Origin of the sequence: Burkholderia savannae, from assembly GCF_001524445.2 — a bacterium.
GTDB lineage: Bacteria > Pseudomonadota > Gammaproteobacteria > Burkholderiales > Burkholderiaceae > Burkholderia > Burkholderia savannae.
On the sequence record NZ_CP013417.1, the window covers coordinates 3,532,429 to 3,556,767 of the forward strand.

Annotated in this window: 26 protein-coding genes; 7 read left to right on the forward strand and 19 right to left on the reverse strand. The window is 67.7% G+C overall.

Going from position 1 to position 24,339, the window contains the following annotated elements; all coding sequences use genetic code 11:
* Positions 1-47: 47 nt before the first annotated feature.
* The 7 genes from WS78_RS17300 to WS78_RS17330 form a co-directional block, all read right to left on the reverse strand.
* Entirely contained in the window at positions 48-251 is a 204-nt protein-coding gene (locus tag WS78_RS17300; protein WP_038750527.1) for a DUF2970 domain-containing protein, read from the reverse strand.
* A gap of 16 nt (positions 252-267) precedes the next feature.
* On the reverse strand, positions 268-873 hold the full coding sequence (locus tag WS78_RS17305; RefSeq protein WP_059584372.1) for a cytochrome c oxidase assembly protein: 606 nt from the start codon (positions 871-873) through the stop codon (positions 268-270).
* Positions 874-894: 21 nt separating this feature from the next.
* A complete protein-coding gene (locus tag WS78_RS17310) occupies positions 895-1,035 on the reverse strand; it encodes a cytochrome oxidase small assembly protein (protein WP_004550920.1) in 141 nt (46 codons plus the stop codon).
* A 71-nt stretch (positions 1,036-1,106) separates the two neighbouring features.
* A complete protein-coding gene (gene ctaD / locus WS78_RS17315) occupies positions 1,107-2,714 on the reverse strand; it encodes a cytochrome c oxidase subunit I (protein WP_038750533.1) in 1,608 nt (535 codons plus the stop codon).
* A gap of 43 nt (positions 2,715-2,757) precedes the next feature.
* The gene (gene coxB, locus WS78_RS17320) at positions 2,758-4,335 is read right to left on the reverse strand and encodes a cytochrome c oxidase subunit II (protein ID WP_059584369.1); all 1,578 of its coding nucleotides are present in this window, start codon (positions 4,333-4,335) and stop codon (positions 2,758-2,760) included.
* 49 nt (positions 4,336-4,384) lie between these two features.
* Positions 4,385-4,861 carry a DUF2244 domain-containing protein gene (locus WS78_RS17325; protein WP_059584367.1) on the reverse strand — a complete coding sequence of 159 codons (477 nt, stop codon included), beginning with the start codon at positions 4,859-4,861 and terminating at the stop codon, positions 4,385-4,387.
* Between the two features lie 235 nt (positions 4,862-5,096).
* On the reverse strand, positions 5,097-6,062 hold the full coding sequence (locus WS78_RS17330) for a methyltransferase domain-containing protein (protein ID WP_038750541.1): 966 nt from the start codon (positions 6,060-6,062) through the stop codon (positions 5,097-5,099).
* Positions 6,063-6,146: 84 nt separating this feature from the next.
* On the opposite strand from WS78_RS17330, the gene WS78_RS17335 reads away from it, so the two are divergent.
* Positions 6,147-6,923: a ComF family protein gene (locus WS78_RS17335; protein WP_038750544.1), complete on the forward strand. Its 777-nt coding sequence runs from the start codon at positions 6,147-6,149 to the stop codon at positions 6,921-6,923.
* Positions 6,924-6,977: 54 nt separating this feature from the next.
* The gene (gene trmL / locus WS78_RS17340) at positions 6,978-7,448 is read left to right on the forward strand and encodes a tRNA (uridine(34)/cytosine(34)/5-carboxymethylaminomethyluridine(34)-2'-O)-methyltransferase TrmL (protein WP_038750547.1); all 471 of its coding nucleotides are present in this window, start codon (positions 6,978-6,980) and stop codon (positions 7,446-7,448) included.
* Positions 7,449-7,791: 343 nt separating this feature from the next.
* Here the strand turns inward: trmL and WS78_RS17345 are convergent, their stop codons facing one another.
* The 5 genes from WS78_RS17345 to WS78_RS17365 all read right to left on the reverse strand — a co-directional run bounded on the left by WS78_RS17345 (position 7,792) and on the right by WS78_RS17365 (position 10,773).
* Positions 7,792-8,325: an O-acetyl-ADP-ribose deacetylase gene (locus tag WS78_RS17345; protein WP_038750628.1), complete on the reverse strand. Its 534-nt coding sequence runs from the start codon at positions 8,323-8,325 to the stop codon at positions 7,792-7,794.
* A 148-nt stretch (positions 8,326-8,473) separates the two neighbouring features.
* Entirely contained in the window at positions 8,474-9,472 is a 999-nt protein-coding gene (locus tag WS78_RS17350; protein WP_059584366.1) for an NAD(P)H-dependent glycerol-3-phosphate dehydrogenase, read from the reverse strand.
* A 25-nt stretch (positions 9,473-9,497) separates the two neighbouring features.
* Positions 9,498-9,977, reverse strand: a complete 480-nt coding sequence (secB, locus tag WS78_RS17355) for a protein-export chaperone SecB (protein ID WP_038750552.1) — start codon at positions 9,975-9,977, stop codon at positions 9,498-9,500.
* A 116-nt stretch (positions 9,978-10,093) separates the two neighbouring features.
* Entirely contained in the window at positions 10,094-10,354 is a 261-nt protein-coding gene (gene grxC / locus WS78_RS17360) for a glutaredoxin 3 (RefSeq protein ID WP_038750555.1), read from the reverse strand.
* Between the two features lie 11 nt (positions 10,355-10,365).
* Positions 10,366-10,773 carry a rhodanese-like domain-containing protein gene (locus tag WS78_RS17365; RefSeq protein ID WP_059584364.1) on the reverse strand — a complete coding sequence of 136 codons (408 nt, stop codon included), beginning with the start codon at positions 10,771-10,773 and terminating at the stop codon, positions 10,366-10,368.
* A gap of 133 nt (positions 10,774-10,906) precedes the next feature.
* Here WS78_RS17365 and gpmA point away from each other — a divergent pair, with 133 nt between their 5' ends.
* The 3 genes from gpmA (at position 10,907) to WS78_RS17380 (ending at position 14,304) form a co-directional block, all read left to right on the forward strand.
* Complete coding sequence (gpmA, locus tag WS78_RS17370) at positions 10,907-11,659, forward strand: 2,3-diphosphoglycerate-dependent phosphoglycerate mutase (protein ID WP_038750561.1); 753 nt, start codon at positions 10,907-10,909, stop codon at positions 11,657-11,659.
* Between the two features lie 204 nt (positions 11,660-11,863).
* Positions 11,864-13,438 (forward strand): S41 family peptidase, encoded by a 1,575-nt coding sequence (locus WS78_RS17375; protein ID WP_059584361.1) that lies wholly within the window; start codon positions 11,864-11,866, stop codon positions 13,436-13,438.
* Positions 13,439-13,545: 107 nt separating this feature from the next.
* A complete protein-coding gene (locus tag WS78_RS17380; RefSeq protein ID WP_038750567.1) occupies positions 13,546-14,304 on the forward strand; it encodes a HesA/MoeB/ThiF family protein in 759 nt (252 codons plus the stop codon).
* 206 nt (positions 14,305-14,510) lie between these two features.
* Here the strand turns inward: WS78_RS17380 and ptsP are convergent, their stop codons facing one another.
* The 7 genes from ptsP to WS78_RS17415 all read right to left on the reverse strand — a co-directional run bounded on the left by ptsP (position 14,511) and on the right by WS78_RS17415 (position 21,926).
* The gene (gene ptsP, locus WS78_RS17385; protein ID WP_186448546.1) at positions 14,511-16,301 is read right to left on the reverse strand and encodes a phosphoenolpyruvate--protein phosphotransferase; all 1,791 of its coding nucleotides are present in this window, start codon (positions 16,299-16,301) and stop codon (positions 14,511-14,513) included.
* Positions 16,302-16,479: 178 nt separating this feature from the next.
* Positions 16,480-16,749: an HPr family phosphocarrier protein gene (locus WS78_RS17390; RefSeq protein WP_010101417.1), complete on the reverse strand. Its 270-nt coding sequence runs from the start codon at positions 16,747-16,749 to the stop codon at positions 16,480-16,482.
* 76 nt (positions 16,750-16,825) lie between these two features.
* Entirely contained in the window at positions 16,826-17,293 is a 468-nt protein-coding gene (locus tag WS78_RS17395) for a PTS sugar transporter subunit IIA (RefSeq protein ID WP_059584358.1), read from the reverse strand.
* Between the two features lie 170 nt (positions 17,294-17,463).
* Positions 17,464-18,420 carry a glutathione synthase gene (gene gshB, locus WS78_RS17400; RefSeq protein ID WP_038750575.1) on the reverse strand — a complete coding sequence of 319 codons (957 nt, stop codon included), beginning with the start codon at positions 18,418-18,420 and terminating at the stop codon, positions 17,464-17,466.
* 27 nt (positions 18,421-18,447) lie between these two features.
* Positions 18,448-19,737: a glutamate--cysteine ligase gene (gene gshA, locus WS78_RS17405; protein WP_038750578.1), complete on the reverse strand. Its 1,290-nt coding sequence runs from the start codon at positions 19,735-19,737 to the stop codon at positions 18,448-18,450.
* A 321-nt stretch (positions 19,738-20,058) separates the two neighbouring features.
* Positions 20,059-21,555 carry an ammonium transporter gene (locus WS78_RS17410; RefSeq protein WP_038750581.1) on the reverse strand — a complete coding sequence of 499 codons (1,497 nt, stop codon included), beginning with the start codon at positions 21,553-21,555 and terminating at the stop codon, positions 20,059-20,061.
* Positions 21,556-21,587: 32 nt separating this feature from the next.
* Positions 21,588-21,926, reverse strand: a complete 339-nt coding sequence (locus WS78_RS17415) for a P-II family nitrogen regulator (RefSeq protein ID WP_027789049.1) — start codon at positions 21,924-21,926, stop codon at positions 21,588-21,590.
* A gap of 365 nt (positions 21,927-22,291) precedes the next feature.
* Here WS78_RS17415 and WS78_RS17420 point away from each other — a divergent pair, with 365 nt between their 5' ends.
* Both WS78_RS17420 and WS78_RS17425 read left to right on the forward strand, forming a co-directional pair.
* A complete protein-coding gene (locus tag WS78_RS17420) occupies positions 22,292-22,543 on the forward strand; it encodes an accessory factor UbiK family protein (protein ID WP_004198021.1) in 252 nt (83 codons plus the stop codon).
* A 140-nt stretch (positions 22,544-22,683) separates the two neighbouring features.
* Positions 22,684-24,258 carry a YifB family Mg chelatase-like AAA ATPase gene (locus WS78_RS17425; protein WP_059584353.1) on the forward strand — a complete coding sequence of 525 codons (1,575 nt, stop codon included), beginning with the start codon at positions 22,684-22,686 and terminating at the stop codon, positions 24,256-24,258.
* The last annotated feature ends 81 nt before the right edge of the window (positions 24,259-24,339 follow it).

Here is a 24,339-nt window from a genome sequence, read left to right on the forward strand (position 1 = left end):
CTGCTCGCGAATGCGCACGGCGGCGCGCCCGCTTCGATCCGCACTTGCTACCCGACCACCGCGTGCACGATCAGGATCAGCACGCCGACGAAGATCGCCGCCCCGATCAGCGCGGCGACCAGCACGTGCAGCGGGTTCAGCTGCGTCGCGTCCGCCTCGAGATCGCGCCGCCTGCGCACGCCGAAGAACGACCACATCACCGCCTTGATCGTCTGGACGAACGTGCTCTTGTTGTTCGCTCCGCTCACCAACGTCGCCTCCCCAATGTCACGCGGCAGGCTTCGCCGCGGCGCCGCCCGCCTGCCCCGCCGCGCTCTTCACGGCGGGCGCGGGCGTGTTCAGCTCGAAGAACGTGTACGACAGCGTGATCGTCTTCACGTCCTTCGGCAGCTTCGGATCGATCACGAACACCACCGGCATGTCGCGCGTCTCGTTCGCCGCGAGCGTCTGTTGCGTGAAGCAGAAGCACTCGATCTTCTTGAAGAACTCGGTGGCCTGCTTCGGCGCATAGCTCGGGATCGCCTGCGCGACCACCGTGCGGCCCTGCCCGTTCGTCACTTCGTAGACGACCGTCGTCAACTCGCCCGGATGCACGTCGATGCTGCTGCGCTGCGGCTTGAAGCCGAGCGGGCCGCGCGCGTTCGCGTCGAGCTCGATCGACACCGTCCGGGTGTAATCGATCTGCGTATTCTTCGCCTCTCGCTCGCTGACGTCGCGCTGCAGCAAGTTGTTGATGCCGGTGATCTGGCAAATCGCGCGGTACATCGGCACGAGCGCGAAGCCAAAGCCGAACATCAGCCCCGCCACGACGACGAGCTTCAGGAGCATCGACCGGTTGAACGCGCGATCGACGTTCGCGTCGGACTTCGACATCAGGACTTCCTCAATACTGCGTCACGACGTGGACGCGATCCACTGCCGGACGACGGCACCCACAAAGAAAACGGCGACGACGATGAGCAGGATCAAGAGCAGCCGCTTGTTGCCCGCGCGAATCTCGTCGGGCGTTCGTCTTTTTTGTGAATTCCGGGTCATGCGAAATATTCTTCGATCGTGTTTTCCGCCGCCCGCGTCGCGCGACGCGGGCGGCGAACGCCGTCAATCCGTTACTCGACCGTCGGCGGATGCTCGAACGTGTGGAACGGAGCCGGGCTCGGCACCGTCCATTCGAGGCCCGTCGCGCCGTCCCACGGCTTGTCGGAAGCGCGCTCGAGCTCGCCGCCGCCGCGATACGCGGGCAGCACGACCGCGAACAGGAAGTACACCTGCGCGAGGCCGAAGCCGAACGCGCCGATCGTCGCAAGCTGGTTGAAATCGGTGAACTGCGCCGGGTAGTCCGCATAGCGACGCGGCATGCCCGCGAGGCCGACGAAGTGCATCGGGAAGAACGTGATGTTGAAGGTGATCATCGACGCCCAGAAGTGGATCTTCCCGCGCGTCTCGTTGTACATCCAGCCCGTCCACTTCGGCGCCCAGTAGTACCACCCGGCGAAGAGCGCGAACAGCGAGCCCGCGACGAGCACGTAGTGGAAGTGCGCGACGACGAAGTACGTGCCGTGGTACTGGATGTCGAGCGGCGCCATCGCGAGCATCAGGCCCGTGAAGCCGCCCATCGTGAACACGAACAGGAAGCCGATCGCGAACAGCATCGGCGTCTCGAACGTCAGCGAGCCGCGCCACATCGTGGCCGTCCAGTTGAACACCTTCACGCCCGTCGGCACCGCGATCAGCATCGTCGCGTACATGAAGAACAGCTGGCCCGTGACCGGCATGCCGGTCGCGAACATATGGTGCGCCCAGACCATGAACGACAGGATCGCGATCGACGCCGTCGCGTACACCATCGAGCTATAGCCGAACAGCGGCTTGCGCGAGAACGCCGGGATCACCTGCGACACGATCCCGAACGCCGGCAGAATCATGATGTACACCTCGGGGTGCCCGAAGAACCAGAAGATGTGCTGGTACATCACCGGATCGCCGCCGCCCGCCGCGTTGAAGAACGACGTGCCGAAGTGGCGGTCGAACAGCACCATCGTGATCGCGCCGGCCAGAACCGGCATCACCGCGATCAGCAGGTAGGCCGTGATGAGCCACGTCCACGCGAACATCGGCATCTTCATCAGCGTCATGCCCGGCGCGCGCATGTTCAGGATCGTCACGACGATGTTGATCCCGCCCATGATCGACGACGCGCCCATGATGTGCACCGCGAAGATCGCGAAGTCCATGCCCGGGCCCATCTGCGTCGACAGCGGCGCGTAGAGCGTCCAGCCGGCCGCCGTCGCGCCGCCCGGCGAGAAGAACGAGCCGACGAGCAGCACCGCCGCGACGGGCAGCAGCCAGAAGCTGAAGTTGTTCATCCGCGCGAACGCCATGTCCGACGCGCCGATCTGCAGCGGAATCATCCAGTTCGCGAAGCCGACGAAGGCCGGCATGATCGCGCCGAACACCATGATGAGGCCGTGCATCGTCGTCAGCTGGTTGAAGAACTCGGGCCGCATGATCTGCAGGCCCGGTTCGAACAGCTCGGCGCGAATCGCGAGCGCCATCACGCCGCCCGACAGGAACATGATGAACGAGAACAGCAGGTACAGCGTACCGATATCCTTGTGGTTGGTGGCGAACAGCCAGCGCCGCCAGCCGTGCGGGGTTTCGTGCGCGTGGTCGTCGTGCGCGTGGCCCGCGGCTACGTCGTGCCCGATGCTAGACATGAGAATCTCCTAATGCGAATACGTCGACAAACACAGCGACACGTCAAGCCGCCGGGCCGATCTCGACCCGCCGGGCTTCCTTCGCGTCAGCCCCGCCCGTGATCGTTTCCGGCTTTTTCAGAATGATGTGGTCCTCCGCGACGCCGGCCGACTTCAGCGCATCGCGCACGGCCTGCGCGCGGCGCTTGGCCAGCTCGGTGTTCGCGTCGGCCGAGCCCGTCTTGTCGGTGAAGCCCGACAGCGCGAGCTTCGCGTCCGGATGCGCCTTCACATATTCGGCCGCCGCGGCGATCGCGTCCTTCGCGTCGGCCGGCAGCTCGCTCTTGCCCGTCTCGAAATAGATCGCGGCCGGCAGCGCCTGGGCCTGCGTCTGCGCAGCCGCGCCCGATGCTTCCGCCGCCGGCGCAGCCGCGCCGCCGTCCGCCTGCTGCGCGTCTTCCGGCAGCTTGCCGTTGCGCGCGTCGGCCACTTGCTTCGGCTGCAGCGAATCGCCCTTATGGTTGCCCCACGAATTGCGCTCGTACGTGATCACCGCCGCGATGTCGAGATCCGACAGCGACGCCCACGACGGCATCGCGCCCTTGCCCTTGAGCACCTGCTCGAGGTGGCCGGCGATCGGGCCATTGACGATCTTGCCGCCGTCGAGCGCCGGAAATGCGCCGACGCCCTTGCCGTTCGGCTGGTGACACGCCGCGCAATTCGCCTTGTAGACTTCTTCGCCGTGCGCCATCAGCTCGGCGCGCGTATACACCTTGTTCGGATCGACCGCGCCGGCGGCGAGCTTCGCCTTCTGCGCGCTCACCCACTTCGCGTAGTCGTCGTCCGACAGCACTTCGACGACGACCGGCATGTACGCGTGCTCCTTGCCGCAGAGCTCCGTGCAGAAGCCGCGGTAGGTGCCGACCTTCTCGGCCTTGAACCAGGTGTCGCGCACGAAGCCCGGAATCGCGTCCTGCTTGACGCCGAACGCCGGGACGTACCACGAGTGGACGACGTCGTTCGCGGTCGTGATGACGCGGATCTTCTTGTTGACCGGCACGACGAGCGGATTGTCGACTTCCTGCAGATAGGTGTCGCTGATCGGCTGCTGGCCGTTCACTTCGCTGCGCGGCGTCGACAGCGTGGACAGGAAGCTGATGCCCTCGCCCGGCCCTTTCACGTAGTCGTAGCCCCACTTCCACTGGTAGCCGGTCACCTTGACCGTGAGGTCGGCGTTCGTCGTGTCCTTCATCGCGACGACGGCCTTCGTGGCGGGCAGCGCCATCAGCACGACGATGATGAACGGCACGATCGTCCAGATGATTTCGACGGTGGTGCTTTCGTGGAAATTGGCGGCCTTGTGGCCTTTCGACTTACGGTGCGCGAAGATCGAATAGAACATCACGCCGAACACGCCGACGAAGATCACCGTGCAGAGGATGAGCATCATCGTGTGGAGGTCGTAGAGCTCTTCTGCGATCTTCGTCACGGGCTGCTGGAGATTGATCTCGTTGACGCGGGGGCCGCCCGGGCTGTCGCCGACCGCCAGAGCGGCGCCGGACAAGAGCAACCCGCTGCATGCCAGCACGCCCGTGAGGGCTCGCTTGATTGTTTTCATAGCTTCCTTACCCAAAATTTCCATTCAAACCCTCCCCCGTCGCAGGCCGCCCGCCTCGAGCCGGCCGCCCCGCTCAGCCGCAGCGCGAAAGCGAAGCGCGCAGCTCGCGCGCGAACTGCGCGCGCCGGTATTGCGCGAGGTGCTGCCCGACCACGACGGCCTCTCCGCGCGACACCAACTTGATTGGATCGCGCGGCGACGCACCCGGCTCGACCCGCACCCAGCGCGGGTTCAACTCGATCTGCGTCAGCCGCTCCGCGCTCATCCGCTCGATGACGAGCCGGTGAGGAAACAGCCGGATGCGCTCGTAATCGACCGCATGGCGCGCGTAGATTGCAAACGCGACGCCCACCGCCAGCAACTCGATCCCGGTGAAAGGCAGCACGAGCCACGCTCCGCGCCACGACAACAGGATCGCGATCAACAGCGAAAACGCCGCGAGCGAAACGTAGAACCCCACGAATTGCCGCGGAGACACCGAACAGTTGCGCTTCATCAGCCAGTCCGCGAGAACCGGTTCAGCGTCGTGCAAACCCTTCGCTGCTTCCATCGCTGCCTCTCGCGAATGGCGTCTGATGCTTGCCCGCATCGGGCCGGCCGTCCTGTATTGTGAGGACCCCCAGGACGACAAACTGTCGCATTATAGGCGGGTTCAAAGTCATCCACAAGCAAACGGCCATCGCCCGGCGAGCCAAGCGCGACAAGCTTCCCGGCCATTTTAGGAGGCTTTTTCCAGCCGCCCGCGACCGTTAATTTCCGGCATAACGAAACCGCTCTTCACCGCGTCACGAACGCTTCGGCCGCCCTCTGCCGATGTCCTGCACGCGCACGATGCTGAAGCCTTCCGCGCTCGCGCGTGGCGCCGCCTTCCATGCGTGCCCGTAAATCACCTCGAACGTCAACGGAATCGTGCCGTCGTCGCGCCGGCGCGCCTCGAGCGCGTCGTACAGCGCCGCGCGCAGGCGGCGCGACGCGCCCCCCGACGCACCCCGCTCGAACGGATACGCGCCGAGGCGGCGCACGTCCGCGAGCAGCGAATCGGGCGACTTGTAGGTGACGGTCAGCGTCTCCTGGTCCATCACCGGAATCTCGAAGCCGCTCTCGACGAGCATGTCGCCGAGATCGTGCATGTCGACGAAATCGATCACGCGCGCGACGGCGCGCGCTTCGCCCGCCGCGGCCGCCGCCTCCGCGCACGCGGCGCGCAGCTCGCGCAGCGTATCGGGGCCGAGCGTGCTGAACATCAGCAGCCCGTCGACGCGCAGCACGCGATGCCATTCGGGAAACACGAGATCGGGGCGCGCGTGCCAATGCAGCGCGAAGTTGGACCAGAGGAAATCGAACGCGTCGCTCGCGAACGGCAACGCGGAAAAATCGGCTTGCGCGACGCGCGGCCCGCGATGGCCGAGCGCCTTCGTGAGCGTCGCGGGCAGGAAGCGGCGCCAGCTCGTCTCGGCCGTGTCGCGCGCGGCCGCGCGAGCGAGCATTCCGCCCGATACGTCGACGCCGAACACGGGCGCCTCCGGAAAGCGCGCGCGCAACAACGGCAAATCGTCGCCCGTGCCGCAGCCCGCATCGAGCACGCCAGCCGGATTCACCTTGATGAAATCGAGGCGCTCGCGCATCCGCTGCGCGATTTCGCGCGGCAGGAACGACACGGCGTCGAACGCGGCGGCTCGGCGGTCGAAGATTCGCCGCAAGCGCCGGGGATCGTAGGCCGGACGGCTGGTTTTTGCGGAAGCTGGGGACATGTCGGGCACACTGGCGAAGAGCCCGAAGTATACTCGCTCGCTTCGCGCCATTCAGCGAAGCGGCCCCTCCGCAGGAACCGAACGATGGCGAATCCGGCCGTTTTGCGATGCGGCATACGCTTGGCGGCGTCGCGCCTGGGCATTGTCCTGGCACGTTTTTTCGCTGCTGCGCTGCCGAACCGCTGCGCGTTGTGCGGCAATTTGTCACATCGGACGATTTGCGACTGTTGCGACGCCGCCTATTGGAACGAGGCGCGGCTGCGCTGCCCGCGCTGCGCGCTGCCTCTGTCCGGCTCGCGCGCGCCGGGCGGCGCGATGCGCTACCGCTGCGGCGCGTGCGCCGGCACGCCGCCGCCGTTCGACGCGACGCTCGCGCTCGCCGACTACCGCGCGCCGCTCGACGGCCTCGCGCTCGATTTGAAATTTCACGGGCGGCTCGCGCTCGGCCGCGAATTCGGCGAGCGGCTCGCACGGCTCGCGGCGGACGCGCTCGACGGCGCGCCGCCGCTCGACGTAATCGCGCCCGTGCCGCTCGCGCCGCGCCGGCTCGTCGAGCGCGGCTACAACCAGGCGTGGGCGATCGCGCGGCCGCTCGCACGCGCGCTGCAGGTGCGCGCCGACGCGACGCTTGCCGCGCGCGTCGCCAACACCGCGCCGCAATCGCGGCTCGCGTTCGACGCGCGGCGCGCGAACGTCGCGGCGGCGTTCGACATCGCGCGGCCGGTTGCGGGGCTGCACGTCGGCGTCGTCGACGACGTGATGACGTCGGGCGCGACGCTCGACGCGCTCGCGCGCAAACTGAAGGAAGCGGGCGCGCGGCGCGTGACGAACTTCGTCGCGCTGCGCACCGCGAAGGATTGAAGGCGCGCCGCATCGCGCCTGCTAAACGTTCACACGCTTTTCACCGATCGAATCATGTTCAACGTCGTCCTCGTCGAGCCCGAAATTCCGCCGAACACCGGCAACGTGATCCGGCTGTGCGCCAACACGGGCGCGCGGCTGCATCTGATCGAGCCGCTCGGCTTTCCGCTCGACGACGCGAAGATGCGGCGCGCGGGGCTCGACTATCACGAGTACGCGCAGATGCGGGTCCATCGGGATTGGGAAGCGTTCGTCGCGACCGAAGCGCCCGACCCCGCCCGGATGTTCGCGTTCACGACGCGCGGCGCGGGACGCTTTCACGATCGCGCATTCGAGCCGGGCGATTGGTTCGTGTTCGGCTCGGAGACGCGCGGCCTCTCGCCCGAGCTCGTCGAGCGCTTTCCCGCCGGGCAGCGCGTGCGGCTGCCGATGCGGCCGGGCAATCGCAGCCTCAATCTGTCGAATACGGTCGCGGTCGTCGTGTTCGAGGCGTGGCGTCAGGCGGGGTTCGAAGGCGGCGCTTGAGCGCGCGCCGGGCCGGCCGGCGCGTTCTGTCGAACGCGGGGGCGGCGAGAATGGTCGTGACGGCGAAGCGCAATCGGATCGATTGGGATCGGATCGGCATAAAACGCCGGACAGCGACGCTTCGCCGGCTTTCGCCCGGCGGAAGCTACGCCGCAGCGACCGTCGCTTCGTGACGGCGCGAGCATACTTCATGCGCGGAACATGACCCGAGCGCGAACGTCGTCGACACGCGTTGCGCGGCGCCGCGCCGCCAGCCTCCGCTCGACAGTCGATTCGCCCGGACGTCGGCCGCAAGCCGACGCCGAAACCGGCCGGCGGCGGCAAGCGGCGCACGAACGCGCGCTCAAACGCGCGCAAGCGCCGCGCGATAGAGATCGAGCATCGCGTCGGAAAAGCACGCGAACACGATGCGCTCGAATTTCGCCTCGGCCAGATCGCCGGCCAGCGCGTCGGCGACCGTGCGCACCGCGATCGCGGTTGCGTCGTCCGGCGGAAAGCGATACACGCCGCAGCTGATCGCCGGAAACGCGATCGACGCGCAGCCGGCGTCGGCCGCCACTTCGAGCGCGCGCCGGTAGCACGACGCGAGCAGCGCGGGCTCGCCGCGCCCGCCGCCGTGCCAAACCGGGCCGACCGTGTGAATCACGTACTTCGCGGGCAGACGATAGCCGCGCGTGAGCTTCGCGTCGCCCGTCGCGCAGCCGCCGAGCATCGCGCATTCGTTCACGAGCTCGGGCCCCGCCGCGCGGTGGATCGCGCCGTCCACGCCGCCGCCGCCCAGCAGCGACTCGTTGGCCGCGTTGACGATCGCGTCGAGCGCGAGCGTCGTGATGTCGACGACGCGCGCTTCGACCGACGTCGAACCGATGTTCGGCATGATGCCCTCCATCGAGTTGATCGCGATACGCACAGCGTACGCCCGCGCGGCGCAAGCGCACAGACGAGCGAGAGCGGGCGCTCGATGCGGCGCGCCCGCGTTCGCTCGTTCGCTCGGTGCGGTTGGTTTCGGTTCGGCGCGCGGGGCCCTATTCGGCCTTCGCGTCCCGCCGCAGCAGGCCGCTCACCGCGTCGCGCGGCGCGACGCCGTCGAACAGCACGGCGCACACCGCTTCGGTGATCGGCATGTCGACCCCGCGCTCGCGCGCGATCGACAACACCGCGCGCGCGCACCGCACGCCTTCGGCGACGTGGCCGAGCGCGGCCAGGATATCGTCGAGCGTGCGGCCGGCCGCGAGCTGCATGCCGACCGTCCGGTTGCGCGACAGATCGCCCGTCGCCGTGAGGATCAGATCGCCCAGGCCCGTGAGGCCCGTGAACGTTTCCGCGCGGCCGCCGAGCGCGACGCCGAGGCGAGACATCTCCGCGAGCCCGCGCGTGATGAGCGCCGCGCGCGCGTTCAGGCCCAGGCCCAGGCCGTCGGCGATGCCCGTTGCGATCGCGAGCACGTTCTTCACCGCGCCGCCGACTTCGACGCCCGCGACGTCGTCGCCCGTGTAGATGCGCATCGCGCCGTGATGGAACGCCGCGAGCGTACGCTCGCGGCACGCGGCCGACGCGCTGGCGACCGTCAGCGCGACGGGCAGCCCCTGCGCGACCTCGCGCGCGAAGCTCGGCCCGGACAGCACGCCGTAGCTCGCATGCCCGGGCAGCTCTTCGCCGACCATCTGGTGCGGCAGCAGCCGCGTGTCGGCCTCGAAGCCCTTGCAGACCCAGACGAAGTGAGCCGGCACGCAGCCTGTGTCGCGCATCGCGCGGCACAGCGCGCGCAATCCGGCCACGGGCGCGGCGATCACGCACAGCGCGTCGTCCGCTTGCGCGTGCGACAGCGCCGCGACGAGATCGGCCTCGTAACGCAATGCCGGCGGCAGCGCGACGCCGTCCAGGTAGCGGGCGTTCTCGCGCCGCGCGGCGAGCTCGGCGACGAGCGCGGCGTCGCGCGCCCAGAGCAGCGTGTCGTGCCGCGCGGCGAGATGCGCCGCGAGCGCGGTGCCCCACGCGCCGGCGCCGAGGACAGCGACTTTCATGCTCAGCACCGGTCGTCGTTCACGCTCAGTTCAGCGTCGTGCCGTTCGGCGCGCCGCCTTGCTGCTGTTGCTGCGCGATTTCGGCGAGACGCTGCTCGTACAGCGCCTGGAAGTTGATCTCGGCGAGGTGGATCGGCGGGAAGCCCGCGCGCGTGATCGAATCGGCGATGTTCGAGCGCAGGTACGGGAACAGGATCGTCGGGCACGCGATGCCGCAAAGCGGATCGATCTGCTCGGCCGGGATGTTGCGGATGTCGAAGATGCCTGCCTGCTTCGCTTCGACGAGGAACGCGACCTTCTCGCGCACCTTCGCGGTGACGGTGCCCGCGACGACGATTTCGTAGACGTTGTCGGCGAGGCGCTCGGCCTTCACGTCCACTTCGACTTCAACGGCAGGCATCTCCTGCTCGAGGAAGATCGCGGGCGAATTCGGCTGCTCGAGCGACAGATCCTTCAGGTAGATGCGCTGGATGTTGAAGAACGGTTGGTTTTCGACGTCGGACATGGTGGCTCCCTAAAAATGTTTTCGCGGCGGCCGGAACCCTCCGGCACGCCCGGTGCGATCGTGCGTGGATCGCGCGCCGCGCGCAAGACGGCGGCCGCGCGATGGCTTGCGCCTTGTCAGGCGGCTTCGAGGAGCGGCTTCAGGCCGCCTTCGCGGTCGAGCTTCGACAGGTCGTCGTAGCCGCCGACGTGCGTGTCGCCGATGTAGATCTGCGGCACGGTGCGGCGGCCGGTGCGCTCCATCATTTCGGCGCGACGCTCCGGCTCCTTGTCGACCAGCACCTTCTCGACGTGCTCGACGCCGCGCAGCTTGAGCAGCCGCTCGGCCTGGATGCAATACGGGCACACCTGCGTGCTGTACATGACCACTTTGTTCACTTCGCCACTCCTTATTTGACGACCGGCATGCCGGCTTGCTGCCACGCGCTCAGGCCGCCCTGCAGCACGTGGACGTCCTGGTAGCCCGCCTCCTCGACGATCTTGCGCGCCTTCTGCGACTGCTGGCCGTTCTGGCACACGAGCAGCACGGGCGTGCCCTTGTTCTTCGCGAGCTGGCCCGCCTTCGCCTGCAGCTCGCCGAATTCGATCGAGCGCGCCGACGGCAGGTGGCCCGCGCCGTACTCGGCCGACGGGCGCAAATCGACGACGATCGCGTTGCGGCGGTTGATCAGTTGGGTCGCCTCGGCGGCCGACAGCCCGCCGCCGCCGCGCCGCAGCGCGGGCCACGCGAGAAGACCGCCGGAAACCACCAGGATCGCGATGAGCGCGAGGTTCGTGTAATCGGTGAAGAACGTCACGGAAAATCCGCCGAAAAAGAGAAATCGGAAAGGGCAATCCCGCCATTATAAAATAACCGCTTTACGCGATGTCGCCCCCGAGCCGGGTCCGCATCGGCGCCTACCGCTTCCTCACTACCGACCGCAAGCATCTATGCACAAGCTCGTTCTCATCCGCCACGGCGAATCGACCTGGAACAAGGAAAACCGCTTCACCGGCTGGGTCGACGTCGACCTGACCGAACAAGGCAACAGCGAAGCCCAGCAGGCGGGGCGCCTGCTGAAGGAAGCCGGCTACACGTTCGACATCGCGTACACCTCGGTGTTGAAGCGCGCGATCCGCACGCTCTGGCACGTGCAGGACCAGATGGACCTGATGTACGTGCCCGTCGTCCATTCGTGGCGGCTGAACGAGCGCCACTACGGCGCGCTGTCGGGCCTGAACAAGGCGGAAACCGCGGCGAAGTACGGCGACGAGCAGGTGCTGGTCTGGCGCCGCAGCTACGACACGCCGCCCCCCGCGCTCGAGCCGACCGACGAGCGCGCGCCGTACGAAGATCCGCGCTACGCGAAGGTGCCGCGCGAGCAGCTGCCGCTCACCGAGTGCCTGAAGGATACGGTCGCGCGCGTGCTGCCGCTGTGGAACGAATCGATCGCGCCTGCGGTGAAGGCCGGCAAGCAGGTGCTGATCGCCGCGCACGGCAACTCGCTGCGCGCGCTGATCAAGTATCTCGACGGCATCTCCGATTCGGACATCGTCGGCCTGAACATCCCGAACGGCGTGCCGCTCGTCTACGAGCTCGACGAGAACCTCACGCCCATCCGGCACTACTACCTCGGCGATCAGGACGCGATCGCGAAAGCGCAGGCCGCCGTCGCGCAGCAGGGCAAGGCGTCGGCGGCGTAATCGCCGCGCGCGGCGCGCGGGCGGCAGCCCGTGCGCGTACCTCGCCGCGCGAACCTGTTTCGCGCGGCGTTGTCAGAATCTTGCTGGCGTTCCCCGTTTCGCCCCAATCCACAAGGCATCCGGACGAACAGTTATACTTGACCGTCCTATGACCGTCCCGTTGCTCCCGCGACAGCCACGCGCTTTCCGACCGCACCAGACTCTATGCGTATGAAATTGAAGAACATCGGCCTGATTGCCGCGGGCCTCGCGACCGGCGTCTTCGCGACGCTGCAAATCTCCGCGTCGGCCCAGCAGGCCGTCACGACGGCCGCCGCGCCGCTGCCGCTCGACCAGTTACGCCTCTTCGCGGAAGTTTTCGGGCAGATCAAGCGCGAATACGTCGAGCCCGTCGACGACAAGAAGCTGCTGACCGCGGCAATCAAGGGCATGGTGTCGAGCCTCGATCCGCATTCGTCGTATCTCGACAAGACCGACTACCAGGAGCTGCAGGAGCAGACGAAGGGCCGCTTCGCCGGACTCGGCATCGAAATCTCGCAGGAAGACGGCCTCGTCAAGGTGATCTCGCCGATCGAAGATACGCCCGCGTTCCGCGCCGGCATCCGTCCGGGCGACCTGATCACCCGCATCAACGATCGCCCGGTGCGCGGCATGACGCTCGACAAGGCGGTCAAGCAGATGCGCGGCGAACCCGGCACGAAGGTCACGCTGACGATCTTCCGCAAGAGCGACGACCGCACGTTCCCCGTCACGGTCACGCGCGCGGTGATCCGCGTGCAGAGCGTGAAGATGAAGCTGCTCGATCCGGGCTACGCGTACATCCGCATCACGAGCTTCCAGGAGCGCACGACGCCCGATCTCGCCGCGAAGCTGCAAGACATCGCGCGCCAGCAGCCGAACCTGAAGGGCCTGATCCTCGATCTGCGCAACAACGGCGGCGGCCTGCTGCAGAGCGCGGTCGGCGTCGCGGGCGCGTTCCTGCCGCCGGATTCCGTCGTCGTCTCGACGAACGGCCAGATTCCGGATTCGAAGCAGATCTATCGCGACAACTACGAGAACTACCGCCTGCCGTCGTTCGATTCCGACCCGCTGAAGAACCTGCCGGCCGTCTTCAAGACCGTGCCGATGGTCGTGCTGACGAACGCCTATTCGGCGTCGGCGTCGGAAATCGTCGCGGGCGCGCTGCAGGATTCGCACCGCGCGGTGATCATGGGCAAGGCGACGTTCGGCAAGGGCTCGGTGCAGACGGTCCGGCCGATGACGGCGGACTCCGCGCTGCGCCTGACGACCGCGTACTACTACACGCCGAGCGGCCGCTCGATCCAGAACAAGGGCATCCTGCCCGACGTTCCGGTCGATCAGTTCGCGGACGGCGATCCGGACGACGTGCTCGTCACGCGCGAAGTCGACTACACGAACCACCTCGCGAACACGCAGGACCCGAACGAGAAGAAGGAGCTCGAGGATCGCGAGCAGCGCCGGATGGAGCAACTGCGCATTCTCGAGGAGCAGAACGACAAGAAGACGCCCGAGCAGCGTCAGAAGGATCGCGAGCGCAAGCCGGTCGAATTCGGCAGCGCCGACGACTTCATGATGCAGCAGGCACTCAACAAGCTCGAAGGCAAGCCGGTCGAGCAGTCGAAGATGCTGGTCGCCGACAGCGCGCCGAAGAGCCCGGCCGACAAGGCGGCCGCCGCGTCCGCGCCGAAGGCGGCGCCGAAAGCGGCCGCGAAGCCGGCGCCGGCGCCGAAGCCCGCTTCGGCACCGCAGCCGCAGTAAGCGCGCGACGCAACGCACGGGCCATCGCGGCGGCTTGCCGCGATGGCCCGTTTTCTTTGTGCGCCTAGAATAATGTTCGAGACCGTTTCTCCGCCCCGCGGCCCACGATGAACGACGATCAACTCCTCCGCTATTCCCGCCACATCCTCGTCGACGAAATCGGCATCGAAGCGCAGCAGCGCTTTCTCGACGCGCATGCGATCGTCGTCGGCGCGGGCGGGCTCGGATCGCCCGCGGCGATGTATCTCGCGGCGTCGGGCGTCGGCACGATCACGCTCGTCGACGCCGACACGGTCGACCTCACGAACCTGCAGCGGCAGATCCTGCACGTGAGCGCGTCGGTGGGCCGCAAGAAGGTCGAATCGGGGCGCGACGCGCTCGCGCGGCTCAATCCCGACGTGAAGGTGAACGCGGTGGCCGAGCGCGTCGACGATGCGTGGCTGAACGCGCATGTGCCGCAAGCGAGCGTCGTGCTCGACTGCACCGACAATTTCGCGACGCGCCACGCGATCAACCGCGCATGCGTCGAGCACCGGGTGCCGCTCGTGTCGGGCGCGGCGCTGCGCTTCGACGGGCAGATCAGCACGTTCGACTTCCGCGATCCGGGCTCGCCCTGCTACGCGTGCGTGTTTCCGGAAGATCAGCCGTTCGAGGAGGTCGCGTGCTCGACGATGGGCGTGTTCGCGCCGACTGTCGGCATCATCGGTGCGATGCAGGCGGCCGAGGCGCTGCGCGTGATCGGCGGAATCGGCACGACGCTCGTCGGCCGGCTGATGATGCTCGACTCGCTGCGGATGGAATGGAACACGATGAAGATCGCGCGGCAGCCGGATTGCCCGGTGTGCGGCGCGGGCGGCGCGCATTGAGCGAGGCGGCGGCGGCGCAGGGTGTCGCCGCAACCGTTGGCGTTGGCGTTGGCGTTGGTTTCGGCTTCGGCTTCGGCTTCGGCTTCGGCATGGAAACATGACGCGCGATCGCGCTTTCGGGCGAACGGCGACAAGCAAGCGATCCCGCCGCTCGCGCCCCGCCTTCCGCCTCCGCTGACGAATGCGCGCCCACGCGCGCCGCCAAATCAGGCCGCGACGTCGGCCCGAGGCTCGGCGCTCGCGAGGCGATTGAGCGCCGCCTGCACCTCTTCCGGCTCGAACGACGCGAGCACGTCCGCGGTCGGCTTCTCGAGCGCCTTCAGATGCGCGCGCAAGATCTCCTGCTTGACGACGAGCAACTGGCTCGGATGCATCGAGAACTCGGTGAGCCCCATGCCGAGCAAAAGGCGCGTCAACGCCGGATCGCCCGCCATCTCGCCGCACACCGACACCGGCACGCCCGCGCGCTTCGCCTCGCGCAGCGTGAACGCGATCAGGTGCAGCACCGCCGGGTGCAGCGGATCGTAAAGATGCGCGACCGCGTTGTCCGCGCGGTCGATCGCGAGCGTGTACTGGATCAGGTCGTTCGTGCCGATCGACAGGAAATCGACGCGCTTCAGGAACAGCGGCAGCGCGATCGCCGCGGCCGGAATCTCGATCATCGCGCCGACACGCACGTTCGGATCGTACGCGAGCCCCGCCGCGTCGAGCTGCCGCTTCGCCTCGTTGATGAGGTCGAGCGTCTGGTCGATCTCCTGCGCGTGCGCGAGCATCGGGATCAGGATCTTCACCTGGCCGAACGCCGACGCGCGCAGGATCGCGCGCAGCTGCGTGAGGAACATCTGCGGCTCCGACAGGCTCCAGCGAATCGCGCGCAGGCCGAGCGCCGGGTTCGGCGCGGTCTCGTAGCCTTCGTCGTGCATGTCGAGCGGCTTGTCCGCGCCGACGTCGATCGTGCGGATCGTCACGGGCATGCCGCGCATCAGCTCGACCGCGCGCTTGTACTCGGCGAACTGCTCCTCCTCCTCCGGCATCCGGTTCTTGCTCATGAACAGGAACTCGGAGCGGAACAGACCGACGCCGACCGCGCCCGCGTCGACGGCCGCCTTCGCGTCGTCGGGCAGTTCGATGTTCGCGAGGAGATCGATCTTCGCGCCGCAGAGCGTCAGCGCGGGCGAGAACTTGAGCCGTTGCAGCTTGCGCTGTTCGAGCGCCCTCTCCGATTGCCGGTACGAATATTCCTCGAGGACGATCGGCGCGGGATCGACGATCACGATCCCCTGGTCGCCGTCGACGATGATGAGATCGTCCTGGCGGATCAGCGCGCTCGCATGCTGGACGCCGACCGCGGCCGGAATTCCGAGGCTGCGCGCGACGATCGCCGTGTGCGACGTGCGCCCGCCCAGGTCGGTGACGAACGCCTGGAACGCCTGCGTCTTGAACTGCATCATGTCGGCGGGCGCGATGTCGTGCGCCACCACGATCATCTCGTCGTGGCCGTTGCCCGCCGCGCAGTCGAGCGCCTGCGCGGCGGACGGCGCGCCCGCGAGCGCCTTCAGCACCCGCTCGACGACCTGCTCGATGTCCGCGCGGCGCTCGCGCAGGTATTCGTCCTCGATGTCGTCGAAGTGGCTGGCGAGCACGTCGAGCTGCTCGGTCAGCGCCCATTCGACGTTGTAGCGGCGCGTGCGGATCAGGTCGATGGTTTCCTGCACGAGCATCGCGTCGCCGAGAATCATCGCGTGCACGTCGATGAAAGCCGCGACTTCGGTCGGCGTTTCGTCGGTCAAATCGGCGCGCAGCTCGTCGAGTTCGCGGCGCACCGCGCCGAGCGCCGTACGGAAACGCTCGATCTCGGCCTCGATCCGCTCGACCTCGATCAGGTAATGCGCGACGTCGAGCGCCGCCGGCGCGATCAGATACGCTCTTCCGATCGCGATGCCTCTTGAAACGGGAATGCCATGCAGCGTGAAAGACACGCGCACCTCCTTGATCACGTGAGCCGCGGCGCACCGCTGCGATGCGCTTATGACCCCGACCACCGATTATAAATTCCGCGCCCGCCATCTGACTGCGTGCGGCGCAGCATCGCGGCGCGGCGTCACGTGACGAAAAAAATGCCGCGGCGTCGCGCGGCATTCTCGCTGGATAGCTGAGCGGCGTGCCGCCGCGGCGTCACTGCCCTTCGCCGAATTTGTCGGCGATCAACTTGAGAAGCGCATCCATCGCCTCGCGCTCGTCCGGCCCTTCGGTCTCGATCGTCACCGTGCTGCCGATGCCCGCCGCCAGCATCATGACGCCCATGATGCTCTTCGCGTTGATCCGGCGGCCGTTGCGCGTCATCCAGACTTCCGACTGGAAATTGCCCGCGAGCTGCGTGAGCTTGGCCGACGCGCGCGCATGGAGCCCCAATTTGTTCACGATGGTCGTTTCTTGTTGAAGCATGGTGTTCCGATGAGGTCAAAACGGGCTGCGGCCGGCCTGCCGGCCGCACTGGGGTAATGCGAATCGGTGCGCAGGCTCAGTGCGGCTGCGCCTTCGGCTCCGGCGGAATCGGCGCGCATTCGCCGCAGCCAAGCGCGCTTGCGCGCGGCGGCGGCGTGCCGGCCGCGATCTCGTGGATGCCCTTCGTCGAGCCGGCGAGCGCCTTGTCGACGAGCGTGTCGAGCGGCGTCGTCCGGTAGCACACGGCGCGCACGAGCATCGGCAGATTGACGCCCGCGAGCACCCGCACGCCCTCGACCTTCGCGAGCTGCCCCGCGATGTTCGCGGGCGTCGCGCCGTACATGTCGGTCAGCACGAGCGCGCCGTTTTCTTCCTTCAGACGCGCGAGTTCCGCGTGCGCGAACGCCATCACCTGGGCCGGATCGTTTTCCGCCTGTACGTCGATGCAGCCGATCCGCGCGGGCAGCCCGCCATAGATATGCGCGATGCAGTCCCGCAAAGCGGTAGCGAGCGGCGCATGCGCGATGATGAGAATGCCTGCCATGTCAGCCTTGCAACGTGTTCGGCCCGACCGCCGGGCCTGGCGCACGAAAAACCGTGCCGGCGAACGGGCATTGTAGCAGGCCAGTCGAGCCTGTCCGGCCGAGCGTGCCTAGCCGGCCGAACCGGTCCGGCGACGGGGGCCTGCGCAGCCGCCGCCCAACCGTGCGCGCGTCAGCCGACCGCGCGCTCCAATGCGTCGACGAACATGCCGGCGACGTCGAATCCAGTCTGCTCCATGATTTCGCGAAAGCAAGTCGGGCTCGTGACGTTCACCTCGGTCAGCCAGTCGCCGATCACGTCGAGTCCGACGAGCAGCAAGCCGCGCGCCGCGAGCACCGGGCCGAGCGTCGCCGCGATCTCGCGGTCGCGCTCGGTGAGCGGCTGCGCGACACCGACGCCGCCCGCCGCGAGATTGCCGCGCACCTCGTTGCCCTGCGGAATCCGCGCGAGCGAGTACGGCACCGGCTCGCCGTCGATCAGCAGAATGCGCTTGTCGCCGGCTTTGATCTCCGGGATGAACTTCTGCACCATCACCGATCGCGCGCCGTCGTGGCTCAGCATCTCGATGATCGAGCCGAGATTCATGCCGTCGGGCTTCACGCGAAACACGCCCATCCCGCCCATGCCGTCGAGCGGCTTCAGGATCACGTCGCCATGCTCGGCGTGGAACGCGCGCAGCCGCGCCGCGTCGCGCGTGACGAGCGACGGCGCGACGAACTGCGCGAACTCGCCGATCGCGAGCTTCTCGGAATGATCGCGGATCGTCTGCGGCTTGTTGAACACGCGTGCGCCCGCGCGCTCGGCAAGCTCGAGCAGCCACGTCGATGTCACGTACTCCATGTCGAACGGCGGATCTTTGCGCATCAGGATCGCGCCGAACGACGGCAACGCGCGCGATTCGTGCGCCCCTGCTTCGTACCAGCGGTCGCGATGCAGATCGGCCGTGTCGCCCGCGATCGTCACGCGGCGCACGTCGGCCTCGACGCCCGCGCCCGTCCACGCAAGCTGGTTCGGCTCGCACGCGTACACCGCATGCCCGCGCCGCGCCGCCTCGGCCATCATCGCGTAGGTCGAGTCCTTGTAGATCTTGAAGCGCTCGAGCGGGTCGGCGATAAAGAGAATGTCCATGCGGGTCCTGATGCTAGAAGGGAGGCGTCACACCTGGATCGCTTCCGGGTCGGTCTTCTCGAGCTCGACCGACGACGCGAGCAGCCCGAGCCGGGCGACGACGCCATACATGTAGAAGCGGTTCGGCGGCGCGGCGCCGGGCTTCGCGTGCGTGTCCGGCAGCGCCGTGTGCTCGAAGCCGAGCGGCACGTAGTGCATGCCGGGCGCGTTCAGATTCTGGTCGCGCTCGCGCGCGCCGTGTGTGCGGTAGAACCCGCCCACCACGTAACGGTCGATCATATAGACGACGGGCTCGGCCACCTCGTCGCCGATCCGCTCGAACGTATAGACGCCTTCCTGCACGATCACGTCGCGCACCGGCACGCCCGCCTTCGATTCGGCCATCTGCGCGCGCTCGTGCTTCGTCATCCGGCCGATCTCGGACGCGTCGTGCACGGTCATCACGCCGCGCCCCGCCGTGCCCGCGTCCGCCTTCACGACGACGTACGGCTTCTCGCCGATCCCGTATTCGCGATATTTGCGCGCGATTTTCTTGAGCACCGCGTCGATCGCGTCGGCAAGCGCCTCGCCGCCGTCGCTCTCATGCCAGTCGACGCCTTCGACGTGCGAGAAATACGGGTTCAGCATCCACGGATCGACGCCCACCATCTTCGCGAACTTCTTCGCGACGTCGTCATAGCAGGAGAAGTGCGTCGACTTGCGGCGCACCGCCCAGCCGGCGTGCAGCGGCGGCAGCAGATACTGCTCGTGCAGATTTTCCAGCACGCCCGGAATGCCTGCCGACAGATCGTTGTTGAGCAGGATCGAGCACGGATCGAAATTCTTCAGGCCGAGGCGGCGCGGCGTGCGCTCGAGCGGCTCGAGCACGATCTTCTGGCCGTCGGCTAGCGTGATCGGCGTGATGTCGGCGATGCTCGGATCGAGCGAGCCGAAGCGCACGTTCAGCCCCGCCTGGCGCATGATCGTCGCGAGGCGCGCGACGTTCTCGAGATAGAACGCGTTGCGCGTCGGCAGCTCGGGAATCACGAGCAGGTTCTTCGCGTCGGGGCAGATCTTCTCGATCGCGGCCATCGCCGCCTGCACGGCGAGCGGCAGCACTTCGGGCGGCAGGTTGTTGAACGCGCCCGGAAACAGGTTCGCGTCGACGGGCGCGAGCTTGAAACCCGCGTTGCGCAGATCGACCGAACAATAAAACGGCGGCGTGTGTTCCTGCCATTCGAGCCTGAACCAGCGTTCGATCGCAGGCGTGGCGTCGAGGATCTTCCGCTCGAGCTCGAGCAGCGGGCCGTTTAACGCCGTAACGAGATGGGGAACCATGTGTAACTCGCGGACGGGAGAAAAAAGATTGTAGAGCAATTGCCCCGTGCATTTGGGGATTGTTCCCGCGATCGCAAGGATTTACCGCATGATTGTCGCTATTGACCCGATAGGCCGAAGGGTTATCGCGCGCGCCCTTGCCGCGCGGGCTTCAGACGGGTGTTTGCCGCAGCGCGCGATGTCGGCGCCGCATGCGACAAGGTGCGAATAGACGAAAAAAAACCCGCCGGGAAGGCGGGTCGAAGTCGCTGCGCTCATTCTGTCCGTCGGGCGGCGAAGCGTGCGTGCGCCGCGCCGTCCCGGGTTCGGGGATGAATCCGATTATTCGACGTGCTCGCCGTGCAGGATCACGTCGAGGCCCTCGCGTTCTTCTTCCTCCGTCACGCGCAGGCCGATCACGAGATCGATCACCTTCAGCAGCACGAAGCTCACGATGCCGCTGTAGACGAGCGTGATCAGCACGCCCTTCGCCTGCAGCAGCAGGCTGCCGTCGGCGCCGCCGATGTCCTTGACCGCGAACACGCCCGTCAGCAGCGCGCCGAGAATGCCGCCCACGCCGTGCACGCCGAACGCGTCGAGTGAATCGTCGTAGCCGAGCTTCGACTTGAGCCACGTGGCCGACCAGAAGCACACGACGCCCGCGGCGATGCCGATCACGAGCGCGCCCGCGACGCCGACGAAGCCGGCCGCCGGCGTGATCGCGACGAGGCCCGCCACCGCGCCCGACACGATGCCGAGCACCGAGGGCTTACCCTTCGCGATCCACTCGGCGAACATCCAGCCGAGCGCGGCGCACGCGGTCGCCACTTGCGTCGTCAGCATCGCGAAGCCGGCACGGCCGTCCGCCGCGACCGCGGAGCCCGCGTTGAAGCCGAACCAGCCGACCCACAGCATCGAGCCGCCGATCAGCGTCAGCACGAGGTTGTGCGGCGCCATCGCCTCACGGCCGTAGCCGACGCGCTTGCCGAGCACGAGGCACGACATCAGGCCCGCGATGCCGGCGTTGATGTGAACGACCGTGCCGCCCGCGAAGTCGAGCACGCCGTCGGCCGACAGCCAGCCGGTCGGTTCCCAGACCATGTGCGCGATCGGCACATAGACGATCAGCGACCAGAGCGTCATGAACACGAGCATCGCCGAGAACTTCATCCGGTCGGCGAACGCGCCGCAGATGAGGGCGGGCGTGATGATCGCGAACGTCATCTGGTAGACGAAGTAGACCGTCTCGGGAATCGTCGGCGCGAGGTGGCTGACGGTGAGCGTCGTCGCCTTGTCGCCGTGGATGTAGTTCATCCCGGACAGGAACACGCGCGAGAAGCCGCCGATGAAGCCGTTGCCCGGCGTGAACGCGAGGCTGTAGCCGACGACCGTCCAGAGCACCGTGATCAGCGCGGTGATCGCGAAGCTCTGCATCACGGTGGCGAGCACGTTCTTCTTGCGAACCATGCCGCCGTAGAAGAGCGCGAGGCCCGGAATCGTCATGAACAGCACGAGGGCGGTCGACGTCAGCATCCACGCGGTGTCGCCCGAATTGATCTTCGACGAATCGACCGAGAACGGCGCGGTCGGCGCGGCGGGTGCGGCGGCGGCCGATGCCGGCGCGGCGGCCGATGCGGCCGCGGATGCGTCGGCCGGCGCGGATGCGGCCGGCGCCGAGGCGGCAGGCGCGGACGCGGCGGCGGCGCTCGCCGACGTGTCGGAAGCCGCTGCGGCCGAGGCGGCTGCGGGTGCCGACGACGCGTCGTCGGCCATCGCGGCGCCGATGCCGCCCGCAAGCAGCGAGCCGGCCATCAACAGTGACATCAGTATTTTGCGCATCTTGGATTTCCTCTTATCGCTCGTGTCTCTTGTTACAGGGCGTCAGCGCCCGTCTCCCCGGTACGGATCCGAATCACCTGCTCGATCGCCGTGACGAAGATCTTGCCGTCGCCGATCTTCCCCGTGCGTGCCGCACGCTCGATCGCCTCGACGGCCTGATCGACGAGATCGTCCGACACCGCGGCTTCGATTTTCATCTTAGGAAGGAAATCGACGACATACTCGGCGCCGCGGTACAGCTCGGTGTGCCCTTTCTGGCGGCCGAACCCCTTGACCTCCGTCACCGTGATGCCCGAGACGCCGAGGGCCGAGAGCGCCTCGCGCGTCTCATCGAGCTTGAACGGCTTGATGATTGCGGTAATCAGTTTCATGAAGTCCTCTCGCTATGGTTGTCCCATCAGTGCAGCAATGTGTAGCGGAACATCTACAGCAACTCGCATGCCATGTCGGCTCATGCAGGTCTTGAAAGGCTTTCAGGCAGATTTCCGCCACGGATGCGCGCTTGCGCGAACGCAAGCGCGCCTTGGCCGAACGGCCAACGCGGGCCCGGTTTGCTGGCGCACTGAAAGGAAGGTTGTTAGAGTGCACGCACGTCCGGCGCACGGCGAACGCGGCTTCACGCGATCGAATGCCCGGAAAACGGGCCTGCGAGCGCACCAATTTCGGTCATGCGCGATTCGTGGGCACGACGGCAACGGCTATTGCACAGATTTTGTGCACCTGGAAGGGGAACACCATGAAGCAACCCAGCGACGTTTTCAACGACCTGCAGGCGCGTATCGGCGATCTGCTGAAAAACTCGCCGGCCAAGGATGTCGAGCGCAACGTGAAGGCGATGCTCACGCAGGGCTTCTCGAAGCTCGATCTCGTCACCCGCGAGGAATTCGACACGCAGGCGCAAGTGCTCGCGCGCACTCGCGCGCGGCTCGAGGAACTCGAGAAGCGCGTCGCCGAGCTCGAACAGAAACTGGCCGACGTCCAATCGTGACGGCCGCCGCCGCTCGCATTCGCTGAGCGGCCCATCCCAGCAGCTCGCGCCACGCCGGCAAGCGCGCATCGAAACCAATCTCCGGACGCCACGGGCGGCGCCATCCGCGCCGCCCGGTCCGGTCCACGCGGAGTCGAATCATGTCGCTTGCCGTGGTGCGCAGCCGCGCGCCCGCTGCCGGCCGTGCGCCGGAAGTCACCGTCGAAGTCCATCTCGCCAACGGGCTGCCCTCGTTCTCGATCGTCGGGCTGCCCGATCTCGAGGTGCGCGAAAGTCGCGAGCGCGTACGCGCCGCGCTGCAGAATTGCGGCTTCGAATTCCCCGTGCGGCGCATTACCGTCAACCTCGCGCCCGCCGACCTGCCGAAGGAGTCCGGCCGCTTCGACCTGCCGATCGCGCTCGGCATTCTCGCCGCGAGCGGCCAGCTTCCGGCCGATGCGCTCGATGGCCGCGAGTTCGCGGGCGAGCTGTCGTTGACGGGCGCGCTGCGCCCGATGCGCGGTGCGTTCGCGATGGCGTGCGGCGCGGCGCGCGCGCAGCAGGCGGACGAAACCGGTTTGGTGGCGGATGGCGAACCGGCGGCGGCGCCGAGCGCCGCCGAGCTCTACCTGCCGCTGCCGAGCGCGGGCGAAGCGGCGCTCGCGCCGGGCGTGACGGTGTACGGCGCGGCTGATCTGCCCGCGCTGTGCGCGCATCTCGCCGGCGCGCCGGACGGGCGGCTCGCGCCCGTCGCCGCACCCCGCCTCGACGATCTGCCTGCCGCATCCGCCCCCGACCTCGCCGACGTGATCGGCCAGACGGGCGCGAAGCGCGCGCTCGAAGTCGCGGCGGCGGGCGGCCATCACATGCTGATGATCGGGCCGCCGGGAGCGGGCAAGTCGATGCTCGCCGCGCGTCTGCCGGGCCTCCTGCCGCCGCTCAACGACGACGAGGCGCTGACGTCCGCCGCGATTCTTTCATCGAGCCGCGCGGGCTTCTCGCCCGCTCAATGGCGGCGGCGTCCGTTTCGCGCGCCGCACCACTCGTCGAGTTCGGCCGCGCTCGTCGGCGGGCGCAATCCGCCGCAGCCGGGCGAAATCACGCTCGCGCACCTCGGCGTGCTGTTCCTCGACGAGCTGCCCGAATTCGACCGGCACGTGCTCGAGACGCTGCGCGAGCCGCTCGAGGCGGGCCGCATCACGATCTCGCGCGCCGCGCTGCAGGCGGATTTCCCGGCCGCATGCCAGCTGATCGCGGCGATGAATCCGTGCCCCTGCGGCTGGCGCGGCGACCCCGGCGGCCGTTGCCGCTGCTCGCCCGACGTCGCCGCGCGCTATCTGCGCAAGCTGTCCGGGCCGCTTCTCGACCGCATCGACATCCAGATCGAAATTCCCGCGCTCACGCCCGCCGAGCTGGCCGAGCGGCCGGCGGCGGCGGGCGAATCGAGCGCGGCCGTCGCCGAGCGCGTCGCGCTCGCGCGCTTGCGGCAATTCGCGCGGCAGCGCAAGACCAATCACATGCTGACGGGGCGCGAAACCGATACGTTCTGCCGTCCGGACAGCACGGGCGAGACGCTGCTGCGCGAAGCGGGCGAGCGGTTCCGCTGGTCGGCGCGCGCGCACTACCGGGTGCTGAAGGTCGCGCGGACGATCGCGGATCTCGCGGGCGACGAATCGCCGAGCGCCGGGCAGATCGCCGAGGCGATCCGGTATCGAAGGGTGTTTTCGCCCGCCTGAGCGCCTATCGCACGACAGTCCGCCGCCCGGCGACAGGAAGAACGGCGCGCTCGGCGATGCAGGCTCGAATGCGCGGCGCCG

Coding starts and splice junctions, on each gene's coding strand:
- WS78_RS17305 (WP_059584372.1), bottom strand. CDS start 873: ATGTCGAAGTCCGACGCGAACGTCGATCGCGCGTTCAACCGGTCGATG.
- WS78_RS17310 (WP_004550920.1), bottom strand. CDS start 1,035: ATGACCCGGAATTCACAAAAAAGACGAACGCCCGACGAGATTCGCGCG.
- ctaD (WP_038750533.1), bottom strand. CDS start 2,714: ATGTCTAGCATCGGGCACGACGTAGCCGCGGGCCACGCGCACGACGAC.
- coxB (WP_059584369.1), bottom strand. CDS start 4,335: ATGGAAATTTTGGGTAAGGAAGCTATGAAAACAATCAAGCGAGCCCTC.
- WS78_RS17325 (WP_059584367.1), bottom strand. CDS start 4,861: ATGGAAGCAGCGAAGGGTTTGCACGACGCTGAACCGGTTCTCGCGGAC.
- WS78_RS17330 (WP_038750541.1), bottom strand. CDS start 6,062: ATGTCCCCAGCTTCCGCAAAAACCAGCCGTCCGGCCTACGATCCCCGG.
- WS78_RS17335 (WP_038750544.1), top strand. CDS start 6,147: ATGGCGAATCCGGCCGTTTTGCGATGCGGCATACGCTTGGCGGCGTCG.
- trmL (WP_038750547.1), top strand. CDS start 6,978: ATGTTCAACGTCGTCCTCGTCGAGCCCGAAATTCCGCCGAACACCGGC.
- WS78_RS17345 (WP_038750628.1), bottom strand. CDS start 8,325: ATGCCGAACATCGGTTCGACGTCGGTCGAAGCGCGCGTCGTCGACATC.
- WS78_RS17350 (WP_059584366.1), bottom strand. CDS start 9,472: ATGAAAGTCGCTGTCCTCGGCGCCGGCGCGTGGGGCACCGCGCTCGCG.
- secB (WP_038750552.1), bottom strand. CDS start 9,977: ATGTCCGACGTCGAAAACCAACCGTTCTTCAACATCCAGCGCATCTAC.
- gpmA (WP_038750561.1), top strand. CDS start 10,907: ATGCACAAGCTCGTTCTCATCCGCCACGGCGAATCGACCTGGAACAAG.
- WS78_RS17375 (WP_059584361.1), top strand. CDS start 11,864: ATGCGTATGAAATTGAAGAACATCGGCCTGATTGCCGCGGGCCTCGCG.
- WS78_RS17380 (WP_038750567.1), top strand. CDS start 13,546: ATGAACGACGATCAACTCCTCCGCTATTCCCGCCACATCCTCGTCGAC.
- WS78_RS17390 (WP_010101417.1), bottom strand. CDS start 16,749: ATGCTTCAACAAGAAACGACCATCGTGAACAAATTGGGGCTCCATGCG.
- WS78_RS17395 (WP_059584358.1), bottom strand. CDS start 17,293: ATGGCAGGCATTCTCATCATCGCGCATGCGCCGCTCGCTACCGCTTTG.
- gshB (WP_038750575.1), bottom strand. CDS start 18,420: ATGGACATTCTCTTTATCGCCGACCCGCTCGAGCGCTTCAAGATCTAC.
- gshA (WP_038750578.1), bottom strand. CDS start 19,737: ATGGTTCCCCATCTCGTTACGGCGTTAAACGGCCCGCTGCTCGAGCTC.
- WS78_RS17410 (WP_038750581.1), bottom strand. CDS start 21,555: ATGCGCAAAATACTGATGTCACTGTTGATGGCCGGCTCGCTGCTTGCG.
- WS78_RS17415 (WP_027789049.1), bottom strand. CDS start 21,926: ATGAAACTGATTACCGCAATCATCAAGCCGTTCAAGCTCGATGAGACG.
- WS78_RS17420 (WP_004198021.1), top strand. CDS start 22,292: ATGAAGCAACCCAGCGACGTTTTCAACGACCTGCAGGCGCGTATCGGC.
- WS78_RS17425 (WP_059584353.1), top strand. CDS start 22,684: ATGTCGCTTGCCGTGGTGCGCAGCCGCGCGCCCGCTGCCGGCCGTGCG.